Origin of the sequence: Streptomyces sp. NPDC059906 (assembly GCF_042730645.1) — a bacterium.
Classification (GTDB): Bacteria; Actinomycetota; Actinomycetes; order Streptomycetales; family Streptomycetaceae; genus Streptomyces; species Streptomyces rubrogriseus.
In genome coordinates this window covers 519883-544073 of record NZ_JBHWKU010000001.1, presented here as the reverse complement: position 1 = coordinate 544073, position 24191 = coordinate 519883, and the positions used below count along the sequence as shown (strand labels likewise).

Here is a 24191-nt window from a genome sequence, read left to right as displayed (position 1 = left end):
CCCCGGAACAGCATCCGCTTCACCGCTTCGCCACGCCTCGTTCACCTCGTATCAAGCCACGGGTAAAGCCGCATGCCGGAGCGCCGCCTAACGTCCCTCACGTGCCAACTCTCTCCGTCATCGTGCCGTTCTACAACGTGCGGCAATACGCACCCGACACCCTGCGGAGTCTGCGCGCGAACGCGCGGGACGACTTCGAATTCATTCTCGTCGACGACTGCTCGACCGACGGGACCGCGGACATCCTCGCGCGCGCGGAGCGGGAGCTGCCCGGGGCGGTCCTGGTCCGGCACGAGCGCAACGGCGGCCTGGCCACGGCCCGCAACACCGGCATCGACCGGGCGCGCGGCGAGTACCTCACCTTCCTGGACGGCGACGACTGGCTGGCGCCCGGCCACTACGACCGGCTGGTCGCCACGATCGAGGGGCTGGGCTGCGACTTCGTGCGCACCGACCACGTCCAGTGCACGGCACGGGCCCGCACCGTGTACCGGGTGCCGCACGGCCGCCGGGGCGTGGTCCTGCGGCCGCGGGACGCGATCCTGCCGGCCCACCGGTCCACGTCCGTCGACTACGCCTACGCCTGGGCCGGGATCTACCACCGGCGGCTGGTCGAGCGGGGCCTGCTGCACTTCACCGACGGGCTGCGCACGGCCGAGGACCGGCCGTGGATCTGGAAGCTGCACCGGGAGGCGGAGTCCTTCGCGGTGAGCGGGCTGCTCGGGGTCTTCTACCGGCGCGGCGTGGCGTCCTCGCTCACCCAGATCGGGGACGTCCGCCAGCTGGACTTCCTGCGCGCCTTCGACGAGGTCGTCGCGGGGGCGGCCGACGACCCGGACGCCGTGAACCTGCTCCCGAAGGCCGTGCGCACGTACTGCGCGATCATTTCCCACCATCTCGGTTCCATCGAAAGGTTCGAGCCTGCCGTGGCCCGGAAACTGAAGGCGATGAGCGCCGCCGCGCTGCGGCGGATGCCGCAGGACGCGCTCGACCAGGTGCTCGGCTCGATGGACACCGAGCGCGCCACCCGGCTGCGGCGGCTGCGCCGGCGTGCGGGCTCGGGATCGGGCGCGGGCGCGGGCGCGGGGGTGGCCGCGTGAGTACGCAGATCTTCCTGGCGTCGACGCTGTACGGGACGGCCACGCTCGCCGCGGCCCTGGACGCGGGCTGCTTCGACGCGGCCGACCGGCGGATCCTGCTGGTCTCCAACAACGCGGCGACGCCCGAGACGACGCCCTCCCTGGACGGGATGCCCGGCTTCGAGCAGCTGCGGTCGCGGTTCGACGACGTGGTGTCGTGGAACGAGACGATCTTCCCCTTCCATCCGGGCGGCTGGTCGCCGCGGGTGGACGACGCGCCGATGTGGGAGCGGTATCTGCGGCTGGCCTGGGGGCTCGGCGACGACGACGTGGAGCTCGTCGTGGAGTCCATCCAGGTGCACCCGGCGCTGGGCGTGGCGCAGATCTTCACCGACGCGCCGCTGACCGTCTACGCGGACGGTCTGATGAGCTACGGGCCCACCCGCAACAAGCTCGACCCGCTGGTCGGCACGCGTGTGACGCGGCTGCTCCACCTCGACCTGGTGCCGGGGCTGACGCCGCTGCTGCTCACCGAGTTCGGCGTGGCGCCGGAGATCGTGCCGACCCAGGCGTTCACCAAGGTGCTGGCCGAGCTGGCGGGCACCGGCGCCGGTCTGCCGGACGTCGGGGAACCGGCGCTGCTGCTCGGTCAGTACCTGTCGGCGCTGGGCATCCTGTCCGCCGAGGAGGAGGAGGCCCTGCACGTGCGGATGCTGACGGGCGCCGTCGGGCTCGGCCACACCCGGGTGGTGTTCAAGCCGCATCCCACGGCCCCGGCGCGCTTCATCCGCTCCCTGGAGCAGGAGGCGGAGCGGCTCGGTGTCGACCTCACCGTGCTGGACACGCCGGTCCTGGCGGAGGTGCTGTACCAGCGGCTGCGCCCGGCGCTGGTCGTCGGCTGCTTCTCCACGGCGCTGCTCACCGCGTCCGCCCTGTACGGCCTGCCGGTCGCCCGGGTCGGCACCGACACCCTGCTGGACCGGCTGACGCCGTACGAGAACAGCAACCGCGTCCCCGTCACCATCGTCGACGCGCTGCTGCCCGGGCCGGACGACGCCGAGGCCGTCGCCGAGGGACGTCCGGGCCTGGACACCGAGGCGCTGGCGGCGCTGGTGCGGGCGGTCGGTTTCGCGATGCAGTCCAAGATCCTGCCGGAGCTGCGGCCGGCCGCCGAGGAGTATCTGCGCGGCAGCCTCGACGCCCGCACCCGGCGGTACTTCAAGAAGCGACGGCTCACGTCGCTGGGGCTGCCCGGCGGAATTCCGGAGCGGCTGGCATTCCTGCCGCGCAATGCCACGGCACGCAGGGTCGTGCGCCGGGCGCGCAGCATTCGGCGGTCGGTCAAACGCTGAGGCAATTTCCGGTGTCGGGAACATGAACGTGGAATTCCTCGCGCGCCCCGCCCCCTCCCGTTCATTTTCCCTTCACTCATTGGCCGCCACTTCCCGTGCGATGATCCGCACGGGAAATCTCCCCAGAAAAATCACAACTGGGCTGGTCGTCTATGCGTATCGCCGTCTTCATCGAGAACCGCAACGGTGTCGGTCTCACCGCAGGGATCATGAACGCGCCGGGGGCACGGGAGCACACGTTCCTGCTGGTCACCGCCGACCTCGAAGGGGACGTGGGGCGGTGGATCGGGGAGGAGGCCTCGGCCCGGCTGGACGGGGCGCGGGTGGACAACCTGTTCCGGGCGGAGGAGGCGCTCGCGCACGCGCAGTTCCTGGAGGAGACAGGCCCCCGAATATCGGACTTCGTGCGGAGGGAGTCCGTGGACCGGCTGGTCCTCTTCAACGACCGCTCGCAGCGCGGCAGCAGGGTCGCCCAGGCCCTCACCGGGACGCTGCCGGTGGTCCTGGTCCAGGACGGGCATCTCGACTTCCGCTACAAGAGGCTCGGCCCCGGGCTCCGCGACCAGAACTGGTACTACGGTTCCTCGGGCCCCGCCGCCGTCTGCGTCTGGGGGCCTTCCACCGCCCAGCACCTGCTGTACCGCAGGGCGGACGACGACCCGGTCGTCCACATCACCGGCGCCCTCGGCCACAGCGACGACCCGGGCCTGCTGCGCGCCACGCTCAATCCGGCGCCGCGGCCCGCGCGTTCCTCGCGGGACCCGTTGCGGATCATCGTCCTCGACCAGCCCCTGGGCGACCAGCGCAAACTGGCGGCCGGTCAGCACCGCGAGTACCTGCGGGCGGCCTGCGAGGCGCTCGCCGAGTTCGGTGAGGTGGCGGTCAAGCCGCATCCCTCGACCCTCTCCGGTCACCTGAACTGGCTGGGCACGCTGCCCGGGGTCACGGTCCTGGACGAGTCGACGCTGGTGGACGCGGCGGGCCTGGAATCCTACGACCTGGCCCTGACGTTCTTCTCCACGACCTATCTGCAGACCCTGCGGGCCGGGGTCCCGCTGGTGCTGTTCAGCCCGCCGCCGCTGAACATCGTCTTCCCCGCCGTCAATCACGCGCTGCTGCGCAACGTCGGCAGCGTGGGAGAACTCGTCGATGTCGTGGGTCAGTTGCACCGCACGGGCAAGTTCGCCGGCAACAACACCGGTGAGCCGCTGACCCACTTCCTCTCCTTCCACGACGACGTGGCGGAGCGGATCCTCACGGTGGTCCAGGAGGCGAGGGTCCGTGCGCCGCGTGCCGCCCCGGTCTCCGGCGCGGCCTCCCGCACACCGGCCGGCACCCGTGCCGAGCGGGCGCTGCGGGCGGTACGGGACCGGCAGCGGCCGCCCCGCTCGCTGGCCGTGCTGGGCCTGGGCTTCGGCTATGTCACCGGCGTGGCGATCCCGGTCCTGACGTACACCCAGGCGCTGCTCGCGCACTCCCCCGTGGACGTCCGCTACCTCGACCTGGGCGCGTACTGCCGTACCGAGGACGTGCTCGACGCGCTGCGGGACATCGACGTGGTCCTCGTCAACAGCCTCGCCCCGCTGTGGCGTTCGGCCATCGGCAACGATCTCGTCGGCACGCTGCTCGCCGAGGACCGGGCGGTGTTCCTGTACGCGCACGAGACCGAGCACGTGATGGCCTACGAGGCCGAGCACAGCGCGCTGCGGCACAAGGAGATGCTGAAGCTGCTGCCGGAGCTGAGCGTGCTGTGCGTCTCCACGGCCCAGGCCGACATGTTCCGCGGGCTCGGCGTCGCCGATCCCGTCGTCGTCTACAACTCCGTTCCGCAGGACACCCACCGGGTCCGCGCCCGGGACGTGCCGGGGGCGCTGCCGCGGATCGTGATGGTCGGCTCCATGCAGGACCGCAAGGGCCTGGACCTCTTCTCCCGGGTCGCGGAGCTCGCCCACGCCGAGGGCCTGCCGTGGCGGTTCGCGTGGGTCGGCCACCGCACCCCGCGGATCGCCCCGTCGACCCTGCTCTCCGACCGGGTGACGTGGACGGGCGCCCTGTCCCGGCCGCGGGTGCGGGAGGAGCTGGCCGCGTCGGACGTCTTCTTCCTCTCCTCCGTGGACGACCCGATGCCGCTGTCGGTGGTCGAGGCCGTCCAGCAGCGGCTGCGGGTGGTCACCTACCGGCGGGTCGGCTCCCACGAGGTGCTCGACGGGGTGCCGGGCTACCGCTCCTTCGCCGACTACACCCCCGAGGCGGCGTTCGAGGCCCTGCGGGCGGTACTGGACGAGCAGGTCTCGGAGGACGACTACCGGGAGGTCGAGGAACTGTTCGCCGTCCCCGCGTTCAGCGCCCGGATGACGGCCGCCCTGGGACTTCCCGGGCCCGGCCGGGTGCCGCACGGGCGGGACGCCGCGCCGGAGGAGGACTCCGGGACGGCGGACGGCGACGCTCCCGAAGAGCTGCGGGCGGTGATCCCCCAGCAGATCCGGCACCTCAACGAGGACTTCAAGCGCCACGTCACCGCGGGAAACGTCGAGGACGCCCTGCGGGTGGGCACCGAGATCCTGCGCCGCCGGCAGCCGGTGGACGTGCTGATCGGCATGGCCGAACTGCAGGCCGCCCGGGGCCGGACCGGTGAAGCGTGCCGGCTCCTGGCCGCCGCGGCCATCGCCGGGGGCGACCGGGGCCGGGTGTGGTCGGAGATCTCCCGGGTGGCGGCCCTGCTCGGCCCGCGCGGCCGCGCCATCCGCCAGCTGGCCCGCAGGGAGTCGGTCAGGGCCCAGGTGACCCATCACTCGGCGCGGCTGCGCAAGGGGGACTGAGGGGCTGTCCGGCCGGTGCCGGACGACCGTCCCCTGCCGGACGGCCGGAGTTCCCCAGAAGTTCTCCCGATGGCCCGCTCGGCTGTTCTTCTCCCGGCCGTGCGCATGCCTAGCCTTGCCCCACCCCCACCCGTGTTCCTCGTACTCACGTTCAACTCCGTGACGGATTGAGGTCCTTGACGCATGAACAGCCGTTCCCTCCTCCGCGGCCCGGCGGCCCGGCGCCTGCTCCGCCCGGTCGCCGACCTGATCGACGAGCGCATCGCGCGGCAGGTCCGTTCGGCCGCCCGGCGCGCCGGCACCCAGGGGGCGCCGGACGGCCCGGACACCGAGCGGCTGGTGCGGGACGTCGAGGTGCTCAAGCGCCGGCAGCTCACCTTCGAGCTGCTCTGCGGCCCCCGTGGCCGCGGCATCTCGCGCATGGTGGCCGAGGCTCCGCTGGAACGCCTGTACGCCGAGGTCACGGCCCTGTCCGGGGACCGCGACGCGGCGGTGCGCAACGTGTCCGCCGCGTTCCGGCTGCTGGTCGCGCTGGAGTCGCTGGGCGTCGGCCGGATCGCGGGCGGCACCATGAACATCTGCGGCAAGCTCGGCACCATCCCGCTGCTCGACCCGCCGAACGACGAGGTCCTGGAGATCGGCACGCTGTACGGCATGTTCTCCGCCGGGCTCGTGCGGATGCTGGAGCGCGACGGCCGCGGCCCGAACCTGACCATCGTCGACCCCTTCGCCGGCGTCCAGCTCCAGCCCGGCACCGAGCAGCGCCCCGACCCCACCGGGACCCCGGTCGACGAGCACGCCGTACGCACCAATCTGGGTCTGGCCGGCCCGGCGGGCGCGGCGGCCCGCATCCAGCGCGGGTACTCCGAGGACCCCGGGACCCGGGCCGCCGTCTCGGACCGCCGCTACGGGGTGATCGTCGTGGACGGCGACCACTCGGCCAAGGGTGTCGCCCAGGACCTCCAGTGGGCCGAGGAGATCTCCGCGCCGGGCGGGATCGTCGTCCTGGACGACTACGGCGACCCCCACTGGCCGGGCATCAAGGCCGCCCTGGACGACCACCTGAAGGGCGAGACCCGCTTCACCTACCTGGGCAAGGCCGCGCACTCCGCGTACCTGCGGGCGTCCTGACCACCGATGAACGACCGGACAGCGGTCGAAGGAGTAGTACGAGCGTGACCAAGATGGTCGTGAGCACGTCCATACCGCGGCCGGAGGCGACCGTCTCCCGTCCGGTCCCGTCCGGTCCGGCACCGGCGCCGCCCAGGTCCACGAAGGGGCGGCTGCGCGCCCTGGACGGACTGCGGCTGGTGGCCGCGCTGATGGTGGCGGCGTACCACTACGGCGGGCGCGGCGGTGACGTGACCACGGCCTGGGGGTCGTCGCCGAAGTTCCAGTTCCCGACCCTGCACTCGCTGTTCGCGTACGGCTGCCTGGGCGTGCAGGTGTTCTTCGTGATCAGTGGCTTCGTCATCTGCATGAGCGGGTGGGGGCGGTCGCTGCGCTCCTTCTTCGCCTCGCGCGCCTCCCGGCTGCTGCCCGCCTACTGGGTGGCGGTCGTGCTCGTGACGGCCGTGTTCGCCCTGCCGGTCGTCGCCTACGAGGCGGTCTCGCCGAGCGAGGGGCTGCTGAACCTGACGCTGCTGCACCAGCCCCTGGGCGCCGACCGGGTCCTGGGCGTGGACTGGACGCTGTGGGCGGAGATCCGCTTCTACGCCCTGTTCGCCCTCTGTGTCGTCCTGCCGGGCGCGACCCGGCGGCGGGTCATCCTCTTCTGCGCCTGCTGGACGCTGGGAGCGGCGCTCGCGCAGGCGGCCGAGGAGCCGCTGCTCGACCTGGTCCTGATGCCGCAGTACGCGCCGTTCTTCATCGGGGGCATCGGCCTGTACCTGGTGTACCGGGACCGGCGGGACGCGTACGCGTGGGGCATCGTCGCCGTGAGCTGGCTGATCGGCCAGTACTTCGCCGTGCAGGACCTGTGGCGCCCGCCCTCGCCGGACGCCTTCGCCAACCGGACGTCGTTCGGCATCATCCTGATCGTCACGCTGGGCTTCGCCCTGGTCGCCGCCATCGCGCTCGGCTGGCTGAGCCGGGCCGACTGGCGCTGGCTGACGGTCGCGGGCGCGCTGACCTACCCGTTCTACCTCGTCCACGAGCACCTGGGCTGGGTCGTCATCGAGGTGCTCCACCAGGATCTGGGCGTCCCGTCGTACGCCACCTTCCTGCTGACGGTCGCGGCGATGCTCGTACTGGCCTGGCTGCTGAACCGGTACGTCGAGAACACGCTGACTCCCCGGCTGCGGAACGTGCTGTCGCGGACACATTGAGCGATACGTGCGATTTTCTGACCGTCGTATCGCGCGGTCCCCTCCCTTTCGGGTGCCGAGGGGGCATCCTCGCCTCATGGCCACTGCGCAAGAGACGCACGAGTACCCCGGCGAGCTGAACGACGTCCCCGGCTGGTTCTGGCCCCTCGACCAGGTGCTGTTCTCCTGGTTCCTGGAGCGGCAGGAGCGGCTGGACACCCGCGGCGACCTGCTGGAACTGGGCGCCTACCTGGGCAAGAGCGCGATCCTGCTCGGGCACCGGCTGCGGGACGGCGAGACGCTCACCGTCTGCGACCTGTTCGGCGCCGAGCCGCCGGACGCGGCCAACCGGGCGGAGGCGGCGAAGTCGTACTCCTCGCTCACCCGCCAGGCCTTCGAACGCAACTACCTCTCCTTCCACGACGCCCTGCCGAGGATCATCCAGGCGCCCAGTTCCGCGGTCGTCGACGAGGTCGCGCCGGGCACCTGCCGCTTCGTCCACATCGACGCCTCGCACCTGTACGAGCACGTCGAGGGCGACATCGGCGCGGCCAGGTCGCTGCTGGGGCCCGACGGCATCGTCGTCCTGGACGACTTCCGCAGCGAGCACACCCCGGGCGTCGCCGTCGCGGCCTGGGAGGCGGTGCTCAACCGCGGGCTGCGCCCGGTCTGCCTGAGCAGCCAGAAGCTGTACGGCACCTGGGGCGACCCGGAGCCCGTGCAGGAGGAGCTGCTCGCGGCGCTGCGCGGGCGCGACGACATCGCCGTGACCGTGGAGCGGGCCGCCGGGCAGCGGCTGGTGCGGACCCGCGCCCGGGGCAAGCGGCTGCGGCCGCCCTCGCTGCCGTCCTCGCGGCACCCCGCGGCCGCCCCGGAGCCCGCCCCGGAGTCCGCTGCGGCGCCCGACGCGGGCCGGCCGGACGCCGCGCCGGTGCCGGGGCAGGCCGCGCAGGCGCGTCCGGCGGCCCGTGCGGCCCGTGCGGCCCGGCCGTCGGTCTCGCGGGACCGCACCCGGCGGCTCGCCCTGGACCTGCTGCCGCCGCTCGTCACGCGTGCGGTGCGCCGCTACCGGGCGGCGCGGCGGGCGAAGGCGAGCAGGGCGGCGGGGGCGTCTCAGTCGAGGCCGTAGGTGGCCGCGATGCCCTGGACGACCAGGGCCAGCGACTCCTCGAAGTGCCGGTCGTAGTCCATGAAGATCTCCGCGCCCGCCGCGGCCGTCAGAGGGTAGTCGGCCAGCAGGCGGGCGCGCTCGTCCACGTCGAAGCCCTCCCGGCGCTCGCCGGGCAGCGGCTCGACGCCCTGTTCCTCGGTGACGAAGCCGAGCGTGAACAGGTACGTCGTCGTGGCCGCCCTGACCCCCTGCGCGAGGGTCAGCCCGGTGGCGGTGAACAGCCGCAGGGTCTCCTCCATCTGCTCGGCGTGCACCGCGCCGGTGAAGCGTGAACCGCTGAACACCCTGGCGCCGTCGCGGTAGCCGAGCAGGGAGGTACGCAGGCCGCGGTTGGCCTTGAGTAGCCGCTCCCGCCAGGTGTCGGCCGGGTCGAGGGGGGTCTCGGCGACCATCCGCCGGTACATCTCGGTGGCCATCTCGTCGAGCAGGGCCTGCTTGTCCTTGAAGTGCCAGTAGAGGGCGGGCGCCTTGACGTCCAGCTCCCTGGCGATGGCGCGCAGGGTCAGGCCGTCGAGACCGACCTCGTTCAGCAGCTTCAGCGCCGTGTCCGCGACCCGTCGGCGGTCGAGGGGGGCGCGTCGTTCCGTACTCACACTTGACAGCTTAACGGCGTTAAGGCCATCCTCGTACCCGAACGGTACTTAACATCGTTAAGGAGAATCGTCGTGAATGTCATGGACAAGGGCGTCGTGGACACGGATGTCCTGATCGTCGGTGCCGGCCCCACCGGCCTCGCCCTCGGTGTCGACCTGGCCCGGCGCGGGGTCCGCGCGCTGATCCTGGAGCGAGCGGACGGGCTGTTCCCCGGCTCACGGGGCAAGGGCATGCAACCCCGCACCATGGAGGTCTTCGACGACCTCGGGGTCCTGGACGCCATCCACGCGGCGGGCGGCACCTACCCGGTCGGCATGGTCTGGCGGGACGGCGAGCGGGTCGGTGAGCACCACATGTTCGACCCGGCGGAGCCGGGCGAGGACTCGCCGTACAACGCGCCGTGGATGGTGCCGCAGTGGCGCACGCAGGAGATCCTGGCGGCGCGGCTCGCGGAGCTGGGCGGCACGATCGCCTTCGGCCGGGAGGTCACCGGTCTCACGCAGGACGCGGACACCGTCACCGCGCACCTGGCCTCGGGCGGAGCGGTCCGCGCCCGCTACCTGGTGGCCGCGGACGGCGGCCGGTCGGCGGTGCGCCGCGCCCTGGGCATCGGCATGACCGGCGAGACCGTCGACCCGAACCCGACGCTGGTCGCGGACGTCCGGATCAGCGGCCTGGACCGCGACAACTGGCACATCTTCCCGCCCCACGACGGCGCCGACTTCCTCGCCGTCTGCCCGCTGGCCGGTACCGAGGACTTCCAGGTGACCGCGCGGTTCCCGGAGGACGCGGAGGTGGACCTCTCCCCGGACGGCGTCCGCAAGGTCGTCGCGGAGCGCTCGCACATCGCCGCCGAGGACGTGACCGAGGTGCGCTGGGCCTCCGACTTCCGGCCGCGGGCCGCCCTGGCCGACCGGTTCCGCTCGGGCCGGGTCTTCCTCGCCGGGGACGCGGCGCACGTGCACTCGCCCGCGGGCGGCCAGGGCCTGAACACCAGCGTCCAGGACGCCTACAACCTGGGCTGGAAACTGGGCGCCGTGCTGACGGGCGAGGCCCCGGCCGCGCTCCTGGACAGCTACGAGGAGGAACGGCGCCCGATCGCCGCGCAGATGCTCGACCTGTCGACCGGCGTCCACCGCGGCGAGGTGCGGCGCGGCGCGGCGACCCGGCAGCTGGGCCTGGGCTACCGGGAGTCGTCGCTGACCGTGGAGACGCGGGACACCGTCGGCGAGGGCGCGGTGCGGGCCGGGGACCGCGCACCCGACGGGACGGTGGCCGGCGTACGGCTCTTCGACGCCTTCCGGGGGCCGCACTGGACGCTGCTGGCGCTGGGCACCGACGCGCCCGGCGGTGGCGTGGGGCCCGCGGTGCGGGTGGTACGCGGGGGCGCGCACGGGGCGTACGGGACGGGGCTGTTCCTCGTACGGCCGGACGGGTACGTGGGCTGGGCCGGGGACACGCCGGAGGGGCTGGGCGGGTACGTGGACCGGTTCGGGCTGGGGGGCTGAGGCCCGAACCGGTTCCTTCGTGCCCTCAGAAGGCGTCCGAGGGGACGTATGTCCCCCAGACCTCCCGCAGGGCGTTGCACACCTCGCCGACCGTCGCCCGGGCGCGCAGCGCGTCCTTCATCGGGTACAGGACGTTGTCCTCGCCCTCGGCGGCCTTCTTCAGGGCCGCAAGGGCCGAGTCCACGGCCTGCTGGTCGCGCTCCGCGCGGAGCCTGGCCAGGCGGTCGGCCTGCTGGGCCTCGATGGCCGGGTCGACGCGGAGCGGCTCGTAGGGCTCCTCCTCGTCGAGCTGGAAGCGGTTGACGCCGACCACGACCCGCTCGCCGGAGTCGGTCTCCTGGGCGATGCGGTAGGCGGAGCGCTCGATCTCGCTCTTCTGGAAGCCGTGTTCGATGGCGTTGACCGCGCCGCCGAGGTCCTCGACCTTGCCCATCAGCTCCAGGGTCGCCGCCTCGACGTCGTCGGTCATCCGCTCGACGACGTAGGAGCCGGCGAAGGGGTCGACGGTCGCCGTCACGTCCGTCTCGTAGGCGAGCACCTGCTGGGTGCGCAGGGCCAGGCGCGCGGACTTGTCGGTCGGCAGCGCGATGGCCTCGTCGAAGGAGTTGGTGTGCAGCGACTGCGTGCCGCCGAGGACCGCGCCCAGGCCCTGCACGGCGACGCGGACCAGGTTCACCTCGGGCTGCTGGGCGGTCAGCTGCACGCCCGCGGTCTGGGTGTGGAAGCGCAGCATCAGCGACTTGGGGTTCTTCGCGCCGAACTCCTCCTTCATCACCCGGGCCCAGATCCGGCGGGCCGCGCGGAACTTGGCGACCTCCTCCAGGATCGTCGTACGGGCCACGAAGAAGAAGGAGAGGCGGGGCGCGAAGTCGTCCACGTCCATGCCGGCCGCGACCGCGGTGCGCACGTACTCGATGCCGTCCGCGAGGGTGAAGGCGATCTCCTGCGCGGGCGAGGCGCCCGCCTCGGCCATGTGGTAGCCGGAGATCGAGATGGTGTTCCACTTCGGGATCTCGGCCCGGCAGTACTTGAAGATGTCCGCGATCAGCCGCAGCGAGGGCTTGGGCGGGAAGATGTACGTCCCGCGCGCGATGTACTCCTTCAGCACGTCGTTCTGGATCGTGCCGGTGAGCTTGTCGGCGCTCACGCCCTGCTCCTCGGCGACGAGTTGGTAGAGCAGGAGCAGCAGCGAGGCCGGGGCGTTGATCGTCATCGACGTGGAGACCTTGTCCAGCGGGATCCCGCCGAACAGCACCCGCATGTCGTCGACGGAGTCGATGGCCACGCCGACCTTGCCGACCTCGCCGCTCGCGATCGGCGCGTCGGAGTCGTGGCCCATCTGGGTGGGCAGGTCGAAGGCGACCGACAGGCCCATCGTGCCGTTGGCGATCAGATGCTTGTAGCGGGCGTTGGACTCGGTCGCCGTACCGAAACCGGCGTACTGGCGCATCGTCCACGGCCGGCCCGTGTACATCGACGGGTAGACGCCCCGGGTGAACGGGTACTTCCCGGGCTCGCCCAGCTTCTCGGCCGCCTCCCAGTCCGCCAGGGCGTCGGGCCCGTAGACCGGTTCGATGGGCAGCCCGGACTCGGACTCGCGCGTCATGGTGTGATGCCTCCCGCTGAGCACATGTTCGTACTGCTTCGTACCGCTTCGTACTGCTCGGACCACCCGCCATTTACCCGCCGGTACGGACCGACACTTCGACGGACTGTATCCGCGCGCGTGCACCCGGTGGAGAGGCCCACGCTGGGACCTTCCTCACAACCTCGGTGCGGTCCCGGTCACAAAGATGCCGTGCCGTTCGCGGCGCGTCATCCCGGGGAACATTCCTGGGGACGTCCGTGCGGGGCCGTGAGGCTACGGGGGGGCCGTGATGCGTATGACGGGCATGGGGCGCAGGGGACGGGTGGTCGCCGCCGCGCTGGGGGCCGTACTGGTGGCGGGCGGCTGCACCGTGCAGGGCACGGGGCCGGACGGCAAGGGGCACGCGCCGGTACGCATAGACGTCACCACCGGGGCCCCGCCGAAGAACACGCCGTCCGGAGACCGACGACCGTCGGGCACGTCGGCCCGGGGCCGGGAGCCGTCGAGTGCGCCCGCCGCCGGGGCGAAGGCGGCCAGGGTGCTGTGGGAGCGGGGCGACACCGGCCGGGACGTCCGCGAGTTGCAGGCCCGGCTGCGCCAGGTGGAGTGGCTCGTGGACGGGCCGACCGGGACGTACGACGACCTGACCGAGCGCGCGGTCAGCGGTTTCCAGGGCAAGCGCGGGCTGCCGCGGACCGGGCGGACCGACTCCGTCACCTGGCGGCGGCTGCTCGGGATGTCGCACGAGCCGGGCAAGTGGGACCTGTACCTGATGGGCGGCCAGCCCGCCGCCGCGCCCGACCCGCGCTGCACGAGCGGCCGGGTGCTGTGCGTCAGCAAGTCGAGCCGCACGCTGCGCTGGATGATCGACGGGCGGACCGTGTCCACGATGTCCGTGCGCTTCGGCTCGCGGTACACCCCGACCCGGGAGGGTGTCTTCCAGGTCTACTGGAAGTCCCGCCACCACGTCTCCACGCTGTACGACTCGGCCATGCCGTACGCCATGTTCTTCAGCGGCGGCCAGGCCGTGCACTACTCCCACGACTTCGCGGCCCGCGGCTACGCGGGTGCCTCGCACGGCTGCGTCAACGTGCGGGACGAGGCGGCGATCGCGGATCTGTACGCGCAGGTGAAGACCGGCGACAAGGTCGTCGTGTACCGGTGAGGCGGTGCGGCGGCACGACCGCCGGGCGGTGAATGGGGCGCGGGCGGGACCGGGGGAACGTGTCCCGCCCGCGCCGAGGTGCACGAGCCGCAGGTACGGGGGGAACCCCGGCTCGGTGCGAAAGCCGATGACCAGTCGGCTCACTCATTACTGCGTCACGGCGGCCGAAAGTGTCACACCCCCGGCGAGAAAAATCCCCGCCGCCCACGAACGTGCAGGTCAGAGGGGATCGCGGGACTACGCGGCGTGGGTCGCGCCGGTGCGCTGCGGCCGGGGTTGGTAGCCCGAGAGGGTGTGCGGGCCGTGGACCCGGTCGGGGTGGTGGGCCCGGTCGGGGTGGTGGGGGCGAGCGGGGTGGTGGGGACCGCGCCGGGGCGGGGCTATGTCGGCGTCGGCGTCGGCGTCTTCGTCGCCGTTGCCGCCGTCGTCGTCGTCACCGTCGTCGCCCTTGCCTTTGCCTTTGTCCTTGCCCTTGTCCTTGTCCTTGTCCTTGTCCTCGTCACTCTTGCCGCCCTTGCCGCCGTCGTCGCTCTTCTCGCCCTTGCCGCCGTCGTCGCCGGTGTCCCCGCGGAGCTCGCCCTCCCGGACCAGCCCTCCCGGGGTGGCCCGGTCGGCGCCGTCCCGGCCGCCGGGGCCGGTTCCGGCGAGGAGGGCGCCGCAGTACTTCCCGACCCGCGAGGCTCCCCCGGCCGCCTCCTTCAGCGCGCGCCGGTGGGCGGTGTCGAGTTCCTTGCCGGCGCGCACCTTGCGGCAGGACGCGGCGAGGCTCGACCGCCGGCCGTCGGAGCCGCCGGGGTTCTGGTCGTCGGCGCCGCGGTCCTCGGCCTCGCCGCCGTCCCGCGCGGTGCCCCCCTCGGGCGCGCCCGGGGTGGCCCCCGGCACCGACCCGCCCTGCACCCCGTCCAGCGGCGCGGGCGGGGCGAGCGGACGGCCGGGCGAGGCCGCGGCCGAGACGGTGGCGGCGGGTTCCGGTTCGGTGCGGTCGAACGGCGCCGGCAGCACTCCGGTTCCGGCCGCGGCCGCCACCCCGCCGATCATGCCGACGGCCAGCGCGGCGGCCAGCCCGAGACGCAGCGGGCGGCCCCGGCGCGGCCGCCGGGCGCCCTCGCCGCGCCAACCGATGCGGACGGGACCGGCGCCGGAGAGCCGGTCCGCGGCACCGTGCCCGACGGCGGCCGAGGCCGCCGCCGACACGTCGGCCTGCTCGGCGCGCACCTTGCGGAAGGCCGCCAACGCGGCGGCCTCACCGGGGAGTTCCTCGCCCGCCGGCGCCGGCGGGGCGAGCGCGCCCAGGGCCGCGACGAGTCGTTCGGCGCGGTCGCGAACCGCGGGGGCGGCACCCTCAAGTGGCTCTCCGCGCAGCAGGGACTCCGCCGTTTCGCGGTCCAGCCACTTGTCCTGCTCGTCGGCCATCACATGTCCTTCTGCGTCCGCGCACGCGTATGCGTCACACTCGCGGACGTCACCGCACGGCCGCGCGGTTCTCGCTGCGGCGGCAGGGCGTCGAGCCCACCGCCCGATTCCGGATCGCCGCCGAGCAGTTCGGCCAGCCGCTTCAGGCCACGGTGCGCGGCGGTGCGGACCGCGCCGGGCCGCTTGCCCAGGGTCTCGGCGGCGCTCTTGGCGTCGAGGCCCATCACCACGCGCAGCACGACCGCCTCGGCCTGGTCCTGGGGCAGCCGGGCGATGAGGGAGAGGGTGCTGCCGGTGGCCAGCGCCTCCATGGCCTCACCCGCGGTGTCGGACTCCGCGGGCTTGCCGGTCAGCTCCGTCTCATCGCCGCCGATCACCGGCCGGCGGCCGCGCATGCGGATCTGGTCCAGCGCGCGGTTGCGGGCGATGCGTGCGGCCCAGCCGCGGAACCGGTCGGCGTCGCCGTCGAACCGTTCCAGGTCACGGGCTATCTGGAGCCAGGCCTCGGACGCCACGTCCTCGGCGTCGTGTTCGCCGACGAGCGTACGTACGTATCCGAGCAGTCGCGGATGCACGGCGCGGTACACGGTCCGGAACGCGGTCTCGTCCCCGTCCTGTGCCGCACACACCGCGGCGGTCAGCTCCGCGTCGTCCCCCAGCACCGAGAAGCCTTTCTACGCCTAAACCGGCGCCGCTCTCGCGGACCTGGTCCTCGCCGTCGCGGGAGCGAGCCCCCGCTGCACCGGCGCGAATGGCACGTTACGTCTTGAAACCGCCACTCGTCCATGTCCTCCTCGCATTGCCGTACAAGATGCAACTAACCCGTGACGCGGTGAGGTGTGACAGAAAACGCAGTCGCGGCGCTGAAGGGAGTACGGGCCGCCGCGCGGCCCGTGCCGCGCGACGGCCGGGGCCTCTCCTGTGGGGGGTGGCGGCCCCGGCCGTTGCCTTGGCCGCCGCGGTCGTCGCTGGTGGGGGCTACTGGCCCCGGCCGGGGACCGGTTCCGCGGCGTTGCCGACACCGCCGCTGTCGCCCTTCCCTGCGTCACCGGGCCGCCGTCGCGTCCCGGCACAGCAGGCGGAGGGACCCGTCGCCCGCGAAGCAGCGGCGGGCCTCGTCGATCGGGTCCCACAGGCGGCCGTCCGGGGTGCGGACCCAGTGGTCGCCACCGGTCGTCCACCACTCGCCGCCGGCCTGACGGACGATCACCTCCCCGGCGTACGCGCCGAGTCCGCGCAGCGCCGTCTCCACGGCGGCGTACGGCGCCTCCTCGCCCCGGATGCCGTCGATCATCCGGTCCACGCGCCACAGACTCTGCGCCGAGTAGTCCAGGCGAAGCCTCGCGCCCTCGCGCATCGTGGCCACCGCGTCTGCCGCCCACCGCACCGGCTTGGCGGCGGCCGACGGCCGGGTCTGCCGCGGACTCGTCGTCCCGCTCGTCAATCCGCTCGTCAATCCGCTCGTCACAGTCGTCACATGGGCTAAAGCGCCGTGGCACGGGATCGCGTCACACGTGGGAAGCGGCCGTTCCGCAACCGGCGCAGGACCGCCCCACCTCCCCCACGTCCGCCGCACCGCCACCGCGCGTTCCCCGCACGACGGTCACAGGCACGGCCCGACGGCGGCACCGGCGTTCAACCGCGTCCCCGGGCCCGGCGGGAGACCACCGCGCGCAGCACGCGGCGCCCCTCCGTGGAGACCTCCAGTGCCGGACGCAGCCCGGCCGCGCCGTGCCCGGCGAGCAGTTCCAGGACACCGGCCTGGCGGCGCAGTTCGGCGGCGACGAGCGGGGAGAGACCCTCGGTGCCCGCGTCGCGGGGGACGTCGCCCTCCGGGGCCGCGCCCGCCGCCGGGTCGAGCAGCCGGTGGATGCGGAGCGAGGCGACGGAACAGGCGTCGGCCCACGTCAGCAGCGCCGGGCCGGAGCACTCGGCCGGTGCGGCCGCGAGCATGCGGCGGGCCAGGACCACGGCCTCGTCCTCACCCGTGGCGTCGGGTCCGGCGAGCTTGTCCCGCACCTGCGCCAGCGCCTCGGCCCAGTCGGGTCCGGTCGCGTCGCCGGTCTCGTCGCCGGACGCGTCGGCGAGGGTCGCCCACAGGGGTCTGAGGGCCTCGTCGTCGCCGTCGAGCAGTGGGACGCAGCGATCCAAACAAGCCAGCCCGCTCGCGGCGAGTCCGCGTGCGTCGGCCCGCGCGATCAGTTCCACCAGGCTCATCGGGTGCCTCCCTGTTCCGGCCGCTGCGCCCCGCTCACCACCACGGAGCCCGCACTGACCCTTACTGCGTGCGACGGCCCGGGAGTGTCACAGCGGTACGACGCCCAGCCGGTCGAGGAACCGGAAGAAGAGGTTTTCGGCCACCGGACCGGAGGCAAGGACGACCCCGTCGCCACCCGCATTGGGCTCCGCAGTCACCCCCGCGCCCCCGCCCTCGTCCTGGCCCTCGCTCTCGTCCCGGTCCTCGTCCTCGTCGTCGCCCTCATCCGCAGCCGGGTCGTCCGACAGCACCCGCGCCAGTTCGGCGGTGCTCGCGGCACACCCCGCCTCGGCGGCCCAGGCGACGGCGCGCTCGGCGGCGTCCCGGGGTTCCAGGAAGTAGTCCTCCAGGGTGAGCCCGTCCCGCTCGGCACCCAGGTATCCGGCCATGGCGGTACGCGCCAGGCAGGTCGTCCACGCCCCGCTCTCGGGCGCCGCCGCCTCCACGACCACGCAGTCGCTGTCCATCACGTAGCCGAACAGCGCGGGCGCGCCGGTCTGCCCGGCCAGGTCGTTCATGTTCCCGACGTCTCCGTCGCCGCCCGGGAACTCCCACACCTGCCAGCCGTCCGGCGCGGTCCGGCGCAGGGTCATGTCCCCGGCACCGGACAGTGCCTCCAGCTCCGCGAGCGGCCGCTGGGCGCGGCCGACGACGAAGTACCCCCAGTAGCCCATGTCCCGGTCCCCCCGGCGTGTCGGTTCGGCTCGGCAGCAAAAGACCACCACAGCCGTACGGGAGTTCGCAGCAGGATCGGCCAATCGGCGTGTTGGCCGCGTCGGTCGAGGTCAGTCGAGCCGGTTCGCCAGCGCCGCGAAGTCCGTCCAGGACAGCTCGGGTTTGCCGGGGTCCCACAGCTTCTGGACCGTCGCGGCCAGCGGCAGCCGGATGCCCTCGGCGACCTGGGCCTGGGTCTGGGCGTTCGGGAAGTCGCCCCAGACGGCGAAGCTGCCGCCGAGGATCTGGTCGTCGTACTTGGCGTCGACGGCGGTGGTGCCGCGCAGGACGCGCGGGGTCCACTGCTCGTAGATGCGCTCGCCGGTCGGATAGACGAAGGTCTGCGGCTGGCCGAGCACGTAGTAGAGGAACTCGTCGTTGTAGTTGAGGACCTGGCGGCCCTCGCTCAGGTACTCGGTCGGCGGGCGGGCGCCGATCTCCTTGCCGGTCCAGTAGGCGACCTTGATGTCCTTGAGCGGCTCGACGGACGTGTCCTTGAAGAAGCCGTCGTTCCAGGCGCGCGGGACGCGGTCGTGGGCCATGACCGTCTTGGCGCGGCCGTTGAGCCAGCCGGTGGTGAGGTCGGCGACGGTGCCGTCGGAGCCGTAGGCCTTGCGGGCCGCGGCGGCCAGCGTCGGGTAGGACGCCTCCGGGTTGGGCACCACGAGCGCCTGGTACTCGTCGGCGCCCAGGTGGAACTGGGAGCCGGGGAAGAGGTCGGCGTACTCGTTCAGCAGGTCGTCGACGATCTTCGCGGCCTCGGGCTTGGAGATGTCGATGGCGCCGCGGGTGGCGGTGCCCTGCGCGTTGCGCAGTTGCAGGTCGGGGTGCGCGGCGATCACGGCGCCGAGGTGGCCCGGCGAGTCGATCTCGGGGACGACGGTGATGTGGCGCGAGGAGGCGAGATCGATGATCTCCTTCATCTCCGCCTTGGTCAGATGGTCGTCCGAGACGATCTCGGGGTGCGAGTCGGACTCGATGCGGAAGGCCTGGTCGTCGGAGAAGTGCAGGCCCAGCTCGTTGAACTTGAGGTCGCCCAGCTCCCGGATCCGGTCCTTGATCCAGTCGGCGCTGTAGTGCTTGCGGGCGATGTCGAGCGAGAAGCCGCGCTTCGGTTTGGCCGGCTCGTCCTTCACGACGCCCTCCGGCGCGGTGCCGCCGCCGTCCACCGCCTGTTTCAGGGTGCGGGTGCCGTAGTAGACCCCGGCCTCGGCGGGCCCGGTGACGGTGACCCGGCCGTCCCGCACGGTCATGGTGTACGACTCCGGGTTCGCGCCCTTGTCGGCCTTCACGTCGAGCAGCAGGTCCCCGGCGCGCTCGTCGTCCTTCTCCCCCGCGTACGTCATCCCCAGGTCTTGGGCGATCTGCTTGCCCTCGTCGGCGAGGCCGGAGTCGGCTACGACGACCCGGTTCCCCTTCTCGGGCTGCCAGCCGGGGCCGCGGGCCGCGGTGTGCTCGCGCACGGCGGGTATGGTGCGCGGCTCCTTGGACAGCGGGTAGGACCGGCTGGGACTGGGGGCGGCCGCCTCACCGGTGGACGACCGGGTCGCCGAACCCTGTGGGCCGCCGCCGTCGCCGTCGCCGTCAGTGGCCCACAGGCCTGCTCCCACGCCGAGCGCGGCGACCACCGCGCCGGCGATCACGGCCCGCTGTCTCACCTTGTGCGCCGGTATCCGGCCTCCGTGCTGGCTCACAGCGCCAACCTAAGGTCGCCGTTGCCGTCATGCGTCCACCACATGTTCTGAAACTCTCCCGTTCGGGTGAAATTCGGGCATCGGACGGACACGCGTTGCCGTCACTCGATAACGTGACGCCACACCTTTCGCACAATCCCCTGCCGACACACACGTGAAGCCCACGAGGACCCACGCTGCCTGCGCACCGTCTCCCAGACCTCCCCCGCCGAGTGGCCATACCGGTACCGGTGCAAACACGCGCCACACCGGCAACGGCCACCCCGCTGGAGCGCTTCAACGCGGCCCCCGCCGACGAGGCCGCCCAGACCCTCCTCGCCTGCCTGCACTCCCACGGCTGGGCCCACCGCCTCACCGCCCACCGCCCCTACCCGGACCTCCCCGCCCTCCTGGCGGCGGCGGACGAGGCGGCCTACGACCTCTCCCCGGACGACCTGACCGAGGCCCTGGCGACGGAGACGCTGCCCGCCCTCCCCGAGGACACCTACGCGGCAGCCCACACCGCCCTGAACGCGGCCCACGCGGCCTACGAGTCCCGCTTCGGACACGTGTTCGTCATCTGCCTGGACGGTTTGAGTCCGGACGAGATCCTGAACCACGTACTGACCGTCATCCGGTCACGTTTGAACAACGACCCGGATGAAGAACGCCTGGTAGCGGCAGAAGAACTCCGGCAACTGGCAAGAACACGTTTGAACAACGCCCTCCAAGGGGCGCGGGGAACTGCGCGACCAGCCACCCGCGACCCGCACCCGGCAAACCACACCAAACCCTCACCCCCGTAGCCGCCCCCGCCGCAACCCCACTGCTCCTTTGAGTGCAACTTTGATCACACCGGCAGGCCCCCTGTAAGCACCGCAGGTACACGTCGCTACCATGCTGGGGGCCGGTGGACCGTACCCGGCCGGGCCCGACCGACAAGGAAAGCCGGCGCGGCCCCAATCCCCGCTCCCGGAGGAAATTTCCGTGCCGGCTGGAACGCTGTACCGCGGCCGGGAAGGAATGTGGTCCTGGGTGGCTCACCGAGTCACCGGCGTCCTCATCTTCTTCTTCCTGTTCGTTCACGTGCTGGACACCGCTCTCGTGCGGGTGTCCCCCGAGGCCTACGACACCGTCGTGGCCACGTACAAGACGCCGATCGTCGCGCTGCTGGAGTACGGCCTCGTCGCCGCCATCCTCTTCCACGCGCTCAACGGCCTGCGTGTCATCGCCGTCGACTTCTGGGTCAAGGGCGCCCGCTACCAGAAGCAGATGCTCTGGACCGTCGTCGCCCTGTGGGTCGTGCTGATGCTCGGGGCGATCTACCCCGTCCTCGGCCACGCCGCTCGTGAACTGTTCGGGAGCTGACGCCAATGTCCACGACTGAATCCCCCGCTTCCGGGATCGGCCCCGTCGAGGGCGCCTCCCTCTACACGGCCGACAACCCGGCGCCGCTCATCGAGGCGCCCCGCGCCCGCACGAAGAAGACCCCGAAGTCCACCCGGGGCAACTTCGAGATGGTCGCCTGGCTGTTCATGCGGCTGTCCGGCGTCGTGCTGGTCGTGCTCGTCCTCGGCCACCTGCTGATCCAGCTCGTGCTCGACGGCGGCGTCTCGAAGATCGGCTTCGCCTTCGTGGCGGGCCGCTGGGCCTCGCCGTTCTGGCAGGTCTGGGACCTCCTGATGCTCTGGCTCGCGATGCTGCACGGCGGGAACGGCCTGCGCACGGTCATCAACGACTACGCGGAGCGCCCCAACACGCGTCTGTGGCTCAAGGGCCTGCTCTACACCGCCACGGTGTTCACCATCCTGCTGGGCACGCTGGTGATCTTCACCTTCGACCCGAACATCCGCTAGGCACGGGGCTGCGAAAATCATGAAGGTACACAAGTACGACACCGTCATCGTCGGCGCCGGTGGCGCCGGCATGCGCGCGGCCATCGAGTCGACCAAGCGCAGCCGCACCGCCGTGCTGACGAAGCTCTACCCCACCCGCTCCCACACGGGCGCCGCGCAGGGCGGCATGGCCGCCGCGCTGGCCAACGTGGAGGAGGACAACTGGGAGTGGCACACCTTCGACACGGTCAAGGGCGGTGACTACCTGGTCGACCAGGACGCCGCCGAGATCCTGGCGAAGGAGGCCATCGACTCGGTCCTCGACCTGGAGAAGATGGGCCTGCCGTTCAACCGGACGCCCAACGGGACGATCGACCAGCGCCGTTTCGGCGGTCACAGCCGCAACCACGGCGAGGCCCCGGTCCGCCGCTCCTGCTACGCGGCCGACCGCACCGGTCACATGATCCTCCAGACGCTCTATCAGAACTGTGTCAAGGAAGGCGTGGAGTTCTTCAACGAGTTCTACGTCCTGGACCAGCTGATCACCGAGGTCGACGGCGTCAAGAAGTCGGCCGGTGTGGTGGCCTACGAGCTGGCGACCGGCGAGATCCACGTCTTCCAGGCGAAGTCCGTGATCTACGCCTCCGGCGGCACCGGCAAGTTCTTCAAGGTGACCTCCAACGCGCACACGCTCACCGGTGACGGCCAGGCGGCCGTGTACCGGCGCGGACTGCCGCTGGAGGACATGGAGTTCTTCCAGTTCCACCCGACCGGCATCTGGCGCATGGGCATCCTGCTGACGGAGGGCGCCCGCGGTGAGGGCGGCATCCTGCGCAACAAGGACGGCGAGCGCTTCATGGAGAAGTACGCGCCGGTCATGAAGGACCTCGCCTCCCGTGACGTCGTCTCGCGCTCCATCTACACGGAGATCCGCGAGGGCCGCGGCTGCGGTCCCGAGGGCGACCACGTCTACCTGGACCTCACCCACCTCCCGCCGGAGCAGCTGGACGCCAAGCTGCCCGACATCACGGAGTTCGCGCGCACCTACCTCGGCATCGAGCCCTACACGGACCCGATCCCGATCCAGCCGACCGCGCACTACGCCATGGGCGGCATCCCGACCAACGTCGAGGGTGAGGTCCTCAGCGACAACACCACCGTCGTCCCCGGCCTGTACGCGGCCGGCGAGGTCGCCTGCGTGTCGGTGCACGGCGCCAACCGCCTGGGCACCAACTCGCTGCTCGACATCAACGTCTTCGGCCGCCGCGCGGGCATCGCCGCCGCGGAGTACGCGCAGAAGGCGGACTTCGTCGAGCTGCCCGAGGACCCGGAGACCCTGGTCGTCGAGCAGATCGAGCGGCTGCGCTCGTCCACCGGCACCGAGCGGGTGGCGACGATCCGCCGCGAGCTGCAGGAGTGCATGGACGCCAACGTCATGGTGTTCCGCACCGAGCAGACGATCAAGACGGCCGTCGAGAAGATCGCCGAGCTGCGCGCCCGCTACAAGAACGTGTCGATCCAGGACAAGGGCCGGCGCTTCAACACCGACCTGCTGGAGGCCGTCGAGCTGGGCAACCTGCTCGACCTGGCCGAGGTGATGGCGGTCTCCGCCCTCGCCCGCAAGGAGTCGCGCGGCGGTCACTACCGCGAGGACTTCCCCAACCGCGACGACGTCAACTTCATGCGCCACACCATGGCGTACCGCGAGGTGGGCGACGACGGCGCCGAGTCCATCCGGCTCGACTACAAGCCGGTCGTCCAGACCCGCTACCAGCCGATGGAGCGTAAGTACTGATGGCTACCCCTGTCATGGAGAAGAACGACTCGGCTCCCGAGCCCGGGTTCGCCGACTCCCCCTACATCACGGTCACCTTCCGCGTGCGGCGGTTCAACCCGGAGGTCGCGGCCGAGGCGACCTGGGAAGACTTCCAGCTGGAGATCGACCCGAAGGAGCGCGTCCTCGACGCGCTGCACAAGATCAAGTGGGACCTGGACGGAAGCCTGACCTTCCGCCGCTCCTGCGCGCACGGCATCTGCGGCTCGGACGCCATGCGGATCAACGGCAAGAACCGCCTGGCCTGCAAGACGCTGATCAAGGACCTCAGCCCCGAGAAGCCGATCACGGTCGAGCCCATCAAGGGCCTGACGGTCCTCAAGGACCTGGTCGTCGACATGGAGCCGTTCTTCCAGGCGTACCGGGACGTGATGCCCTTCCTGATCACGAAGGACACCAACGAGCCGACGCGTGAGCGCTTCCAGACCGCCGAGGACCGCGAGCGCTTCGACGACACGACGAAGTGCATCCTGTGCGCCGCGTGCACGTCCTCGTGCCCGGTGTTCTGGAACGACGGGCAGTACTTCGGCCCGGCCGCGATCGTCAACGCCCACCGCTTCATCTTCGACTCGCGCGACGAGGCCGGGGAGCAGCGGCTGGAGATCCTGAACGACCGCGACGGCGTCTGGCGCTGCCGTACGACCTTCAACTGCACGGACGCCTGCCCGCGCGGCATCGAGGTCACCAAGGCCATCGCGGAAGTGAAGCGAGCGCTCATCACGCGCCGCTTCTGACTCCGTCGGTGTACGCCGGTTGACGGCTGTGAGGGCCCCGTTTCCCCTGGAAGCGGGGCCTTCTGGCATATGCCACACCATCGGGTGAACCCGTCGGCGACGGGACGCACGGGCACTCTCCACTCATGAGGATGGCCTCGACGCCAGCC

Annotated in this window: 20 protein-coding genes and 1 pseudogene; 13 read left to right on the top strand and 8 right to left on the bottom strand. The window is 71.9% G+C overall.

The window, feature by feature from the left end; all coding sequences use genetic code 11:
* Nucleotides 1-101: 101 nt before the first annotated feature.
* From ACFV9J_RS02650 to ACFV9J_RS02625, 6 genes are all read left to right on the top strand, one after another.
* On the top strand, nt 102-1100 hold the full coding sequence (locus ACFV9J_RS02650; RefSeq protein ID WP_385348683.1) for a glycosyltransferase family 2 protein: 999 nt from the start codon (nt 102-104) through the stop codon (nt 1098-1100).
* Nucleotides 1097-2431, top strand: coding sequence for a polysialyltransferase family glycosyltransferase (locus ACFV9J_RS02645; RefSeq protein ID WP_385348680.1), 1335 nt, complete (start codon nt 1097-1099; stop codon nt 2429-2431). Before ACFV9J_RS02650 ends, ACFV9J_RS02645 begins: the two co-directional genes overlap by 4 nt.
* 152 nt (nt 2432-2583) lie before the next feature.
* Nucleotides 2584-5250, top strand: a complete 2667-nt coding sequence (locus ACFV9J_RS02640; RefSeq protein WP_385348677.1) for a glycosyltransferase family 4 protein — start codon at nt 2584-2586, stop codon at nt 5248-5250.
* Between the two features lie 183 nt (nt 5251-5433).
* Nucleotides 5434-6381 (top strand): class I SAM-dependent methyltransferase, encoded by a 948-nt coding sequence (locus tag ACFV9J_RS02635; RefSeq protein ID WP_385348674.1) that lies wholly within the window; start codon nt 5434-5436, stop codon nt 6379-6381.
* A gap of 53 nt (nt 6382-6434) precedes the next feature.
* Nucleotides 6435-7577 (top strand): acyltransferase family protein, encoded by a 1143-nt coding sequence (locus tag ACFV9J_RS02630; protein WP_385348892.1) that lies wholly within the window; start codon nt 6435-6437, stop codon nt 7575-7577.
* 76 nt (nt 7578-7653) lie between these two features.
* A complete protein-coding gene (locus ACFV9J_RS02625; protein ID WP_385348671.1) occupies nt 7654-8685 on the top strand; it encodes a class I SAM-dependent methyltransferase in 1032 nt (343 codons plus the stop codon).
* On the opposite strand, the gene ACFV9J_RS02620 is transcribed toward ACFV9J_RS02625, so the two are convergent.
* Nucleotides 8670-9320 (bottom strand): TetR/AcrR family transcriptional regulator, encoded by a 651-nt coding sequence (locus ACFV9J_RS02620; RefSeq protein WP_385348668.1) that lies wholly within the window; start codon nt 9318-9320, stop codon nt 8670-8672. The genes ACFV9J_RS02625 and ACFV9J_RS02620 overlap by 16 nt on opposite strands.
* Nucleotides 9321-9401: 81 nt before the next feature.
* On the opposite strand from ACFV9J_RS02620, the gene ACFV9J_RS02615 reads away from it, so the two are divergent.
* A complete protein-coding gene (locus tag ACFV9J_RS02615; RefSeq protein WP_385348889.1) occupies nt 9402-10829 on the top strand; it encodes an FAD-dependent oxidoreductase in 1428 nt (475 codons plus the stop codon).
* 25 nt (nt 10830-10854) lie between these two features.
* Here the strand turns inward: ACFV9J_RS02615 and ACFV9J_RS02610 are convergent, their stop codons facing one another.
* The gene (locus ACFV9J_RS02610; protein ID WP_385348665.1) at nt 10855-12435 is read right to left on the bottom strand and encodes a methylmalonyl-CoA mutase; all 1581 of its coding nucleotides are present in this window, start codon (nt 12433-12435) and stop codon (nt 10855-10857) included.
* 271 nt (nt 12436-12706) lie between these two features.
* Between ACFV9J_RS02610 and ACFV9J_RS02605 the strand changes: the two genes are divergently transcribed.
* The gene (locus tag ACFV9J_RS02605; RefSeq protein ID WP_385348886.1) at nt 12707-13582 is read left to right on the top strand and encodes a L,D-transpeptidase family protein; all 876 of its coding nucleotides are present in this window, start codon (nt 12707-12709) and stop codon (nt 13580-13582) included.
* Nucleotides 13583-13819: 237 nt separating this feature from the next.
* Here ACFV9J_RS02605 and ACFV9J_RS02600 read toward each other — a convergent pair whose 3' ends face one another.
* The 6 genes and pseudogenes from ACFV9J_RS02600 to ACFV9J_RS02575 form a co-directional block, all read right to left on the bottom strand.
* The gene (locus ACFV9J_RS02600) at nt 13820-14995 is read right to left on the bottom strand and encodes a hypothetical protein (protein WP_385348662.1); all 1176 of its coding nucleotides are present in this window, start codon (nt 14993-14995) and stop codon (nt 13820-13822) included.
* Nucleotides 14995-15657: an RNA polymerase sigma factor gene (locus ACFV9J_RS02595; RefSeq protein WP_385348660.1), complete on the bottom strand. Its 663-nt coding sequence runs from the start codon at nt 15655-15657 to the stop codon at nt 14995-14997. Before ACFV9J_RS02595 ends, ACFV9J_RS02600 begins: the two co-directional genes overlap by 1 nt.
* 383 nt (nt 15658-16040) lie before the next feature.
* Nucleotides 16041-16463, bottom strand: a complete 423-nt coding sequence (locus ACFV9J_RS02590) for a hypothetical protein (protein ID WP_385348657.1) — start codon at nt 16461-16463, stop codon at nt 16041-16043.
* 167 nt (nt 16464-16630) lie between these two features.
* Nucleotides 16631-17212 (bottom strand): hypothetical protein, encoded by a 582-nt coding sequence (locus ACFV9J_RS02585; RefSeq protein WP_385348654.1) that lies wholly within the window; start codon nt 17210-17212, stop codon nt 16631-16633.
* Between the two features lie 273 nt (nt 17213-17485).
* A pseudogene (locus ACFV9J_RS02580) lies at nt 17486-17926 on the bottom strand (hypothetical protein); the annotation flags it as partial.
* 111 nt (nt 17927-18037) lie between these two features.
* On the bottom strand, nt 18038-19660 hold the full coding sequence (locus ACFV9J_RS02575) for a glycoside hydrolase family 20 protein (protein WP_385348651.1): 1623 nt from the start codon (nt 19658-19660) through the stop codon (nt 18038-18040).
* A 230-nt stretch (nt 19661-19890) separates the two neighbouring features.
* Between ACFV9J_RS02575 and ACFV9J_RS02570 the strand changes: the two genes are divergently transcribed.
* The 5 genes from ACFV9J_RS02570 to ACFV9J_RS02550 all read left to right on the top strand — a co-directional run bounded on the left by ACFV9J_RS02570 (nt 19891) and on the right by ACFV9J_RS02550 (nt 24042).
* Nucleotides 19891-20445, top strand: a complete 555-nt coding sequence (locus tag ACFV9J_RS02570; RefSeq protein ID WP_385348648.1) for a 2-oxo-4-hydroxy-4-carboxy-5-ureidoimidazoline decarboxylase — start codon at nt 19891-19893, stop codon at nt 20443-20445.
* Between the two features lie 181 nt (nt 20446-20626).
* Nucleotides 20627-21007, top strand: coding sequence for a succinate dehydrogenase, cytochrome b556 subunit (sdhC, locus tag ACFV9J_RS02565; RefSeq protein WP_003974113.1), 381 nt, complete (start codon nt 20627-20629; stop codon nt 21005-21007).
* Between the two features lie 5 nt (nt 21008-21012).
* Nucleotides 21013-21495: a succinate dehydrogenase hydrophobic membrane anchor subunit gene (locus ACFV9J_RS02560; protein ID WP_385348645.1), complete on the top strand. Its 483-nt coding sequence runs from the start codon at nt 21013-21015 to the stop codon at nt 21493-21495.
* 19 nt (nt 21496-21514) lie between these two features.
* On the top strand, nt 21515-23269 hold the full coding sequence (sdhA, locus tag ACFV9J_RS02555) for a succinate dehydrogenase flavoprotein subunit (RefSeq protein WP_385348642.1): 1755 nt from the start codon (nt 21515-21517) through the stop codon (nt 23267-23269).
* The gene (locus ACFV9J_RS02550; protein ID WP_164383496.1) at nt 23269-24042 is read left to right on the top strand and encodes a succinate dehydrogenase iron-sulfur subunit; all 774 of its coding nucleotides are present in this window, start codon (nt 23269-23271) and stop codon (nt 24040-24042) included. Before sdhA ends, ACFV9J_RS02550 begins: the two co-directional genes overlap by 1 nt.
* Nucleotides 24043-24191: the final 149 nt, after the last annotated feature.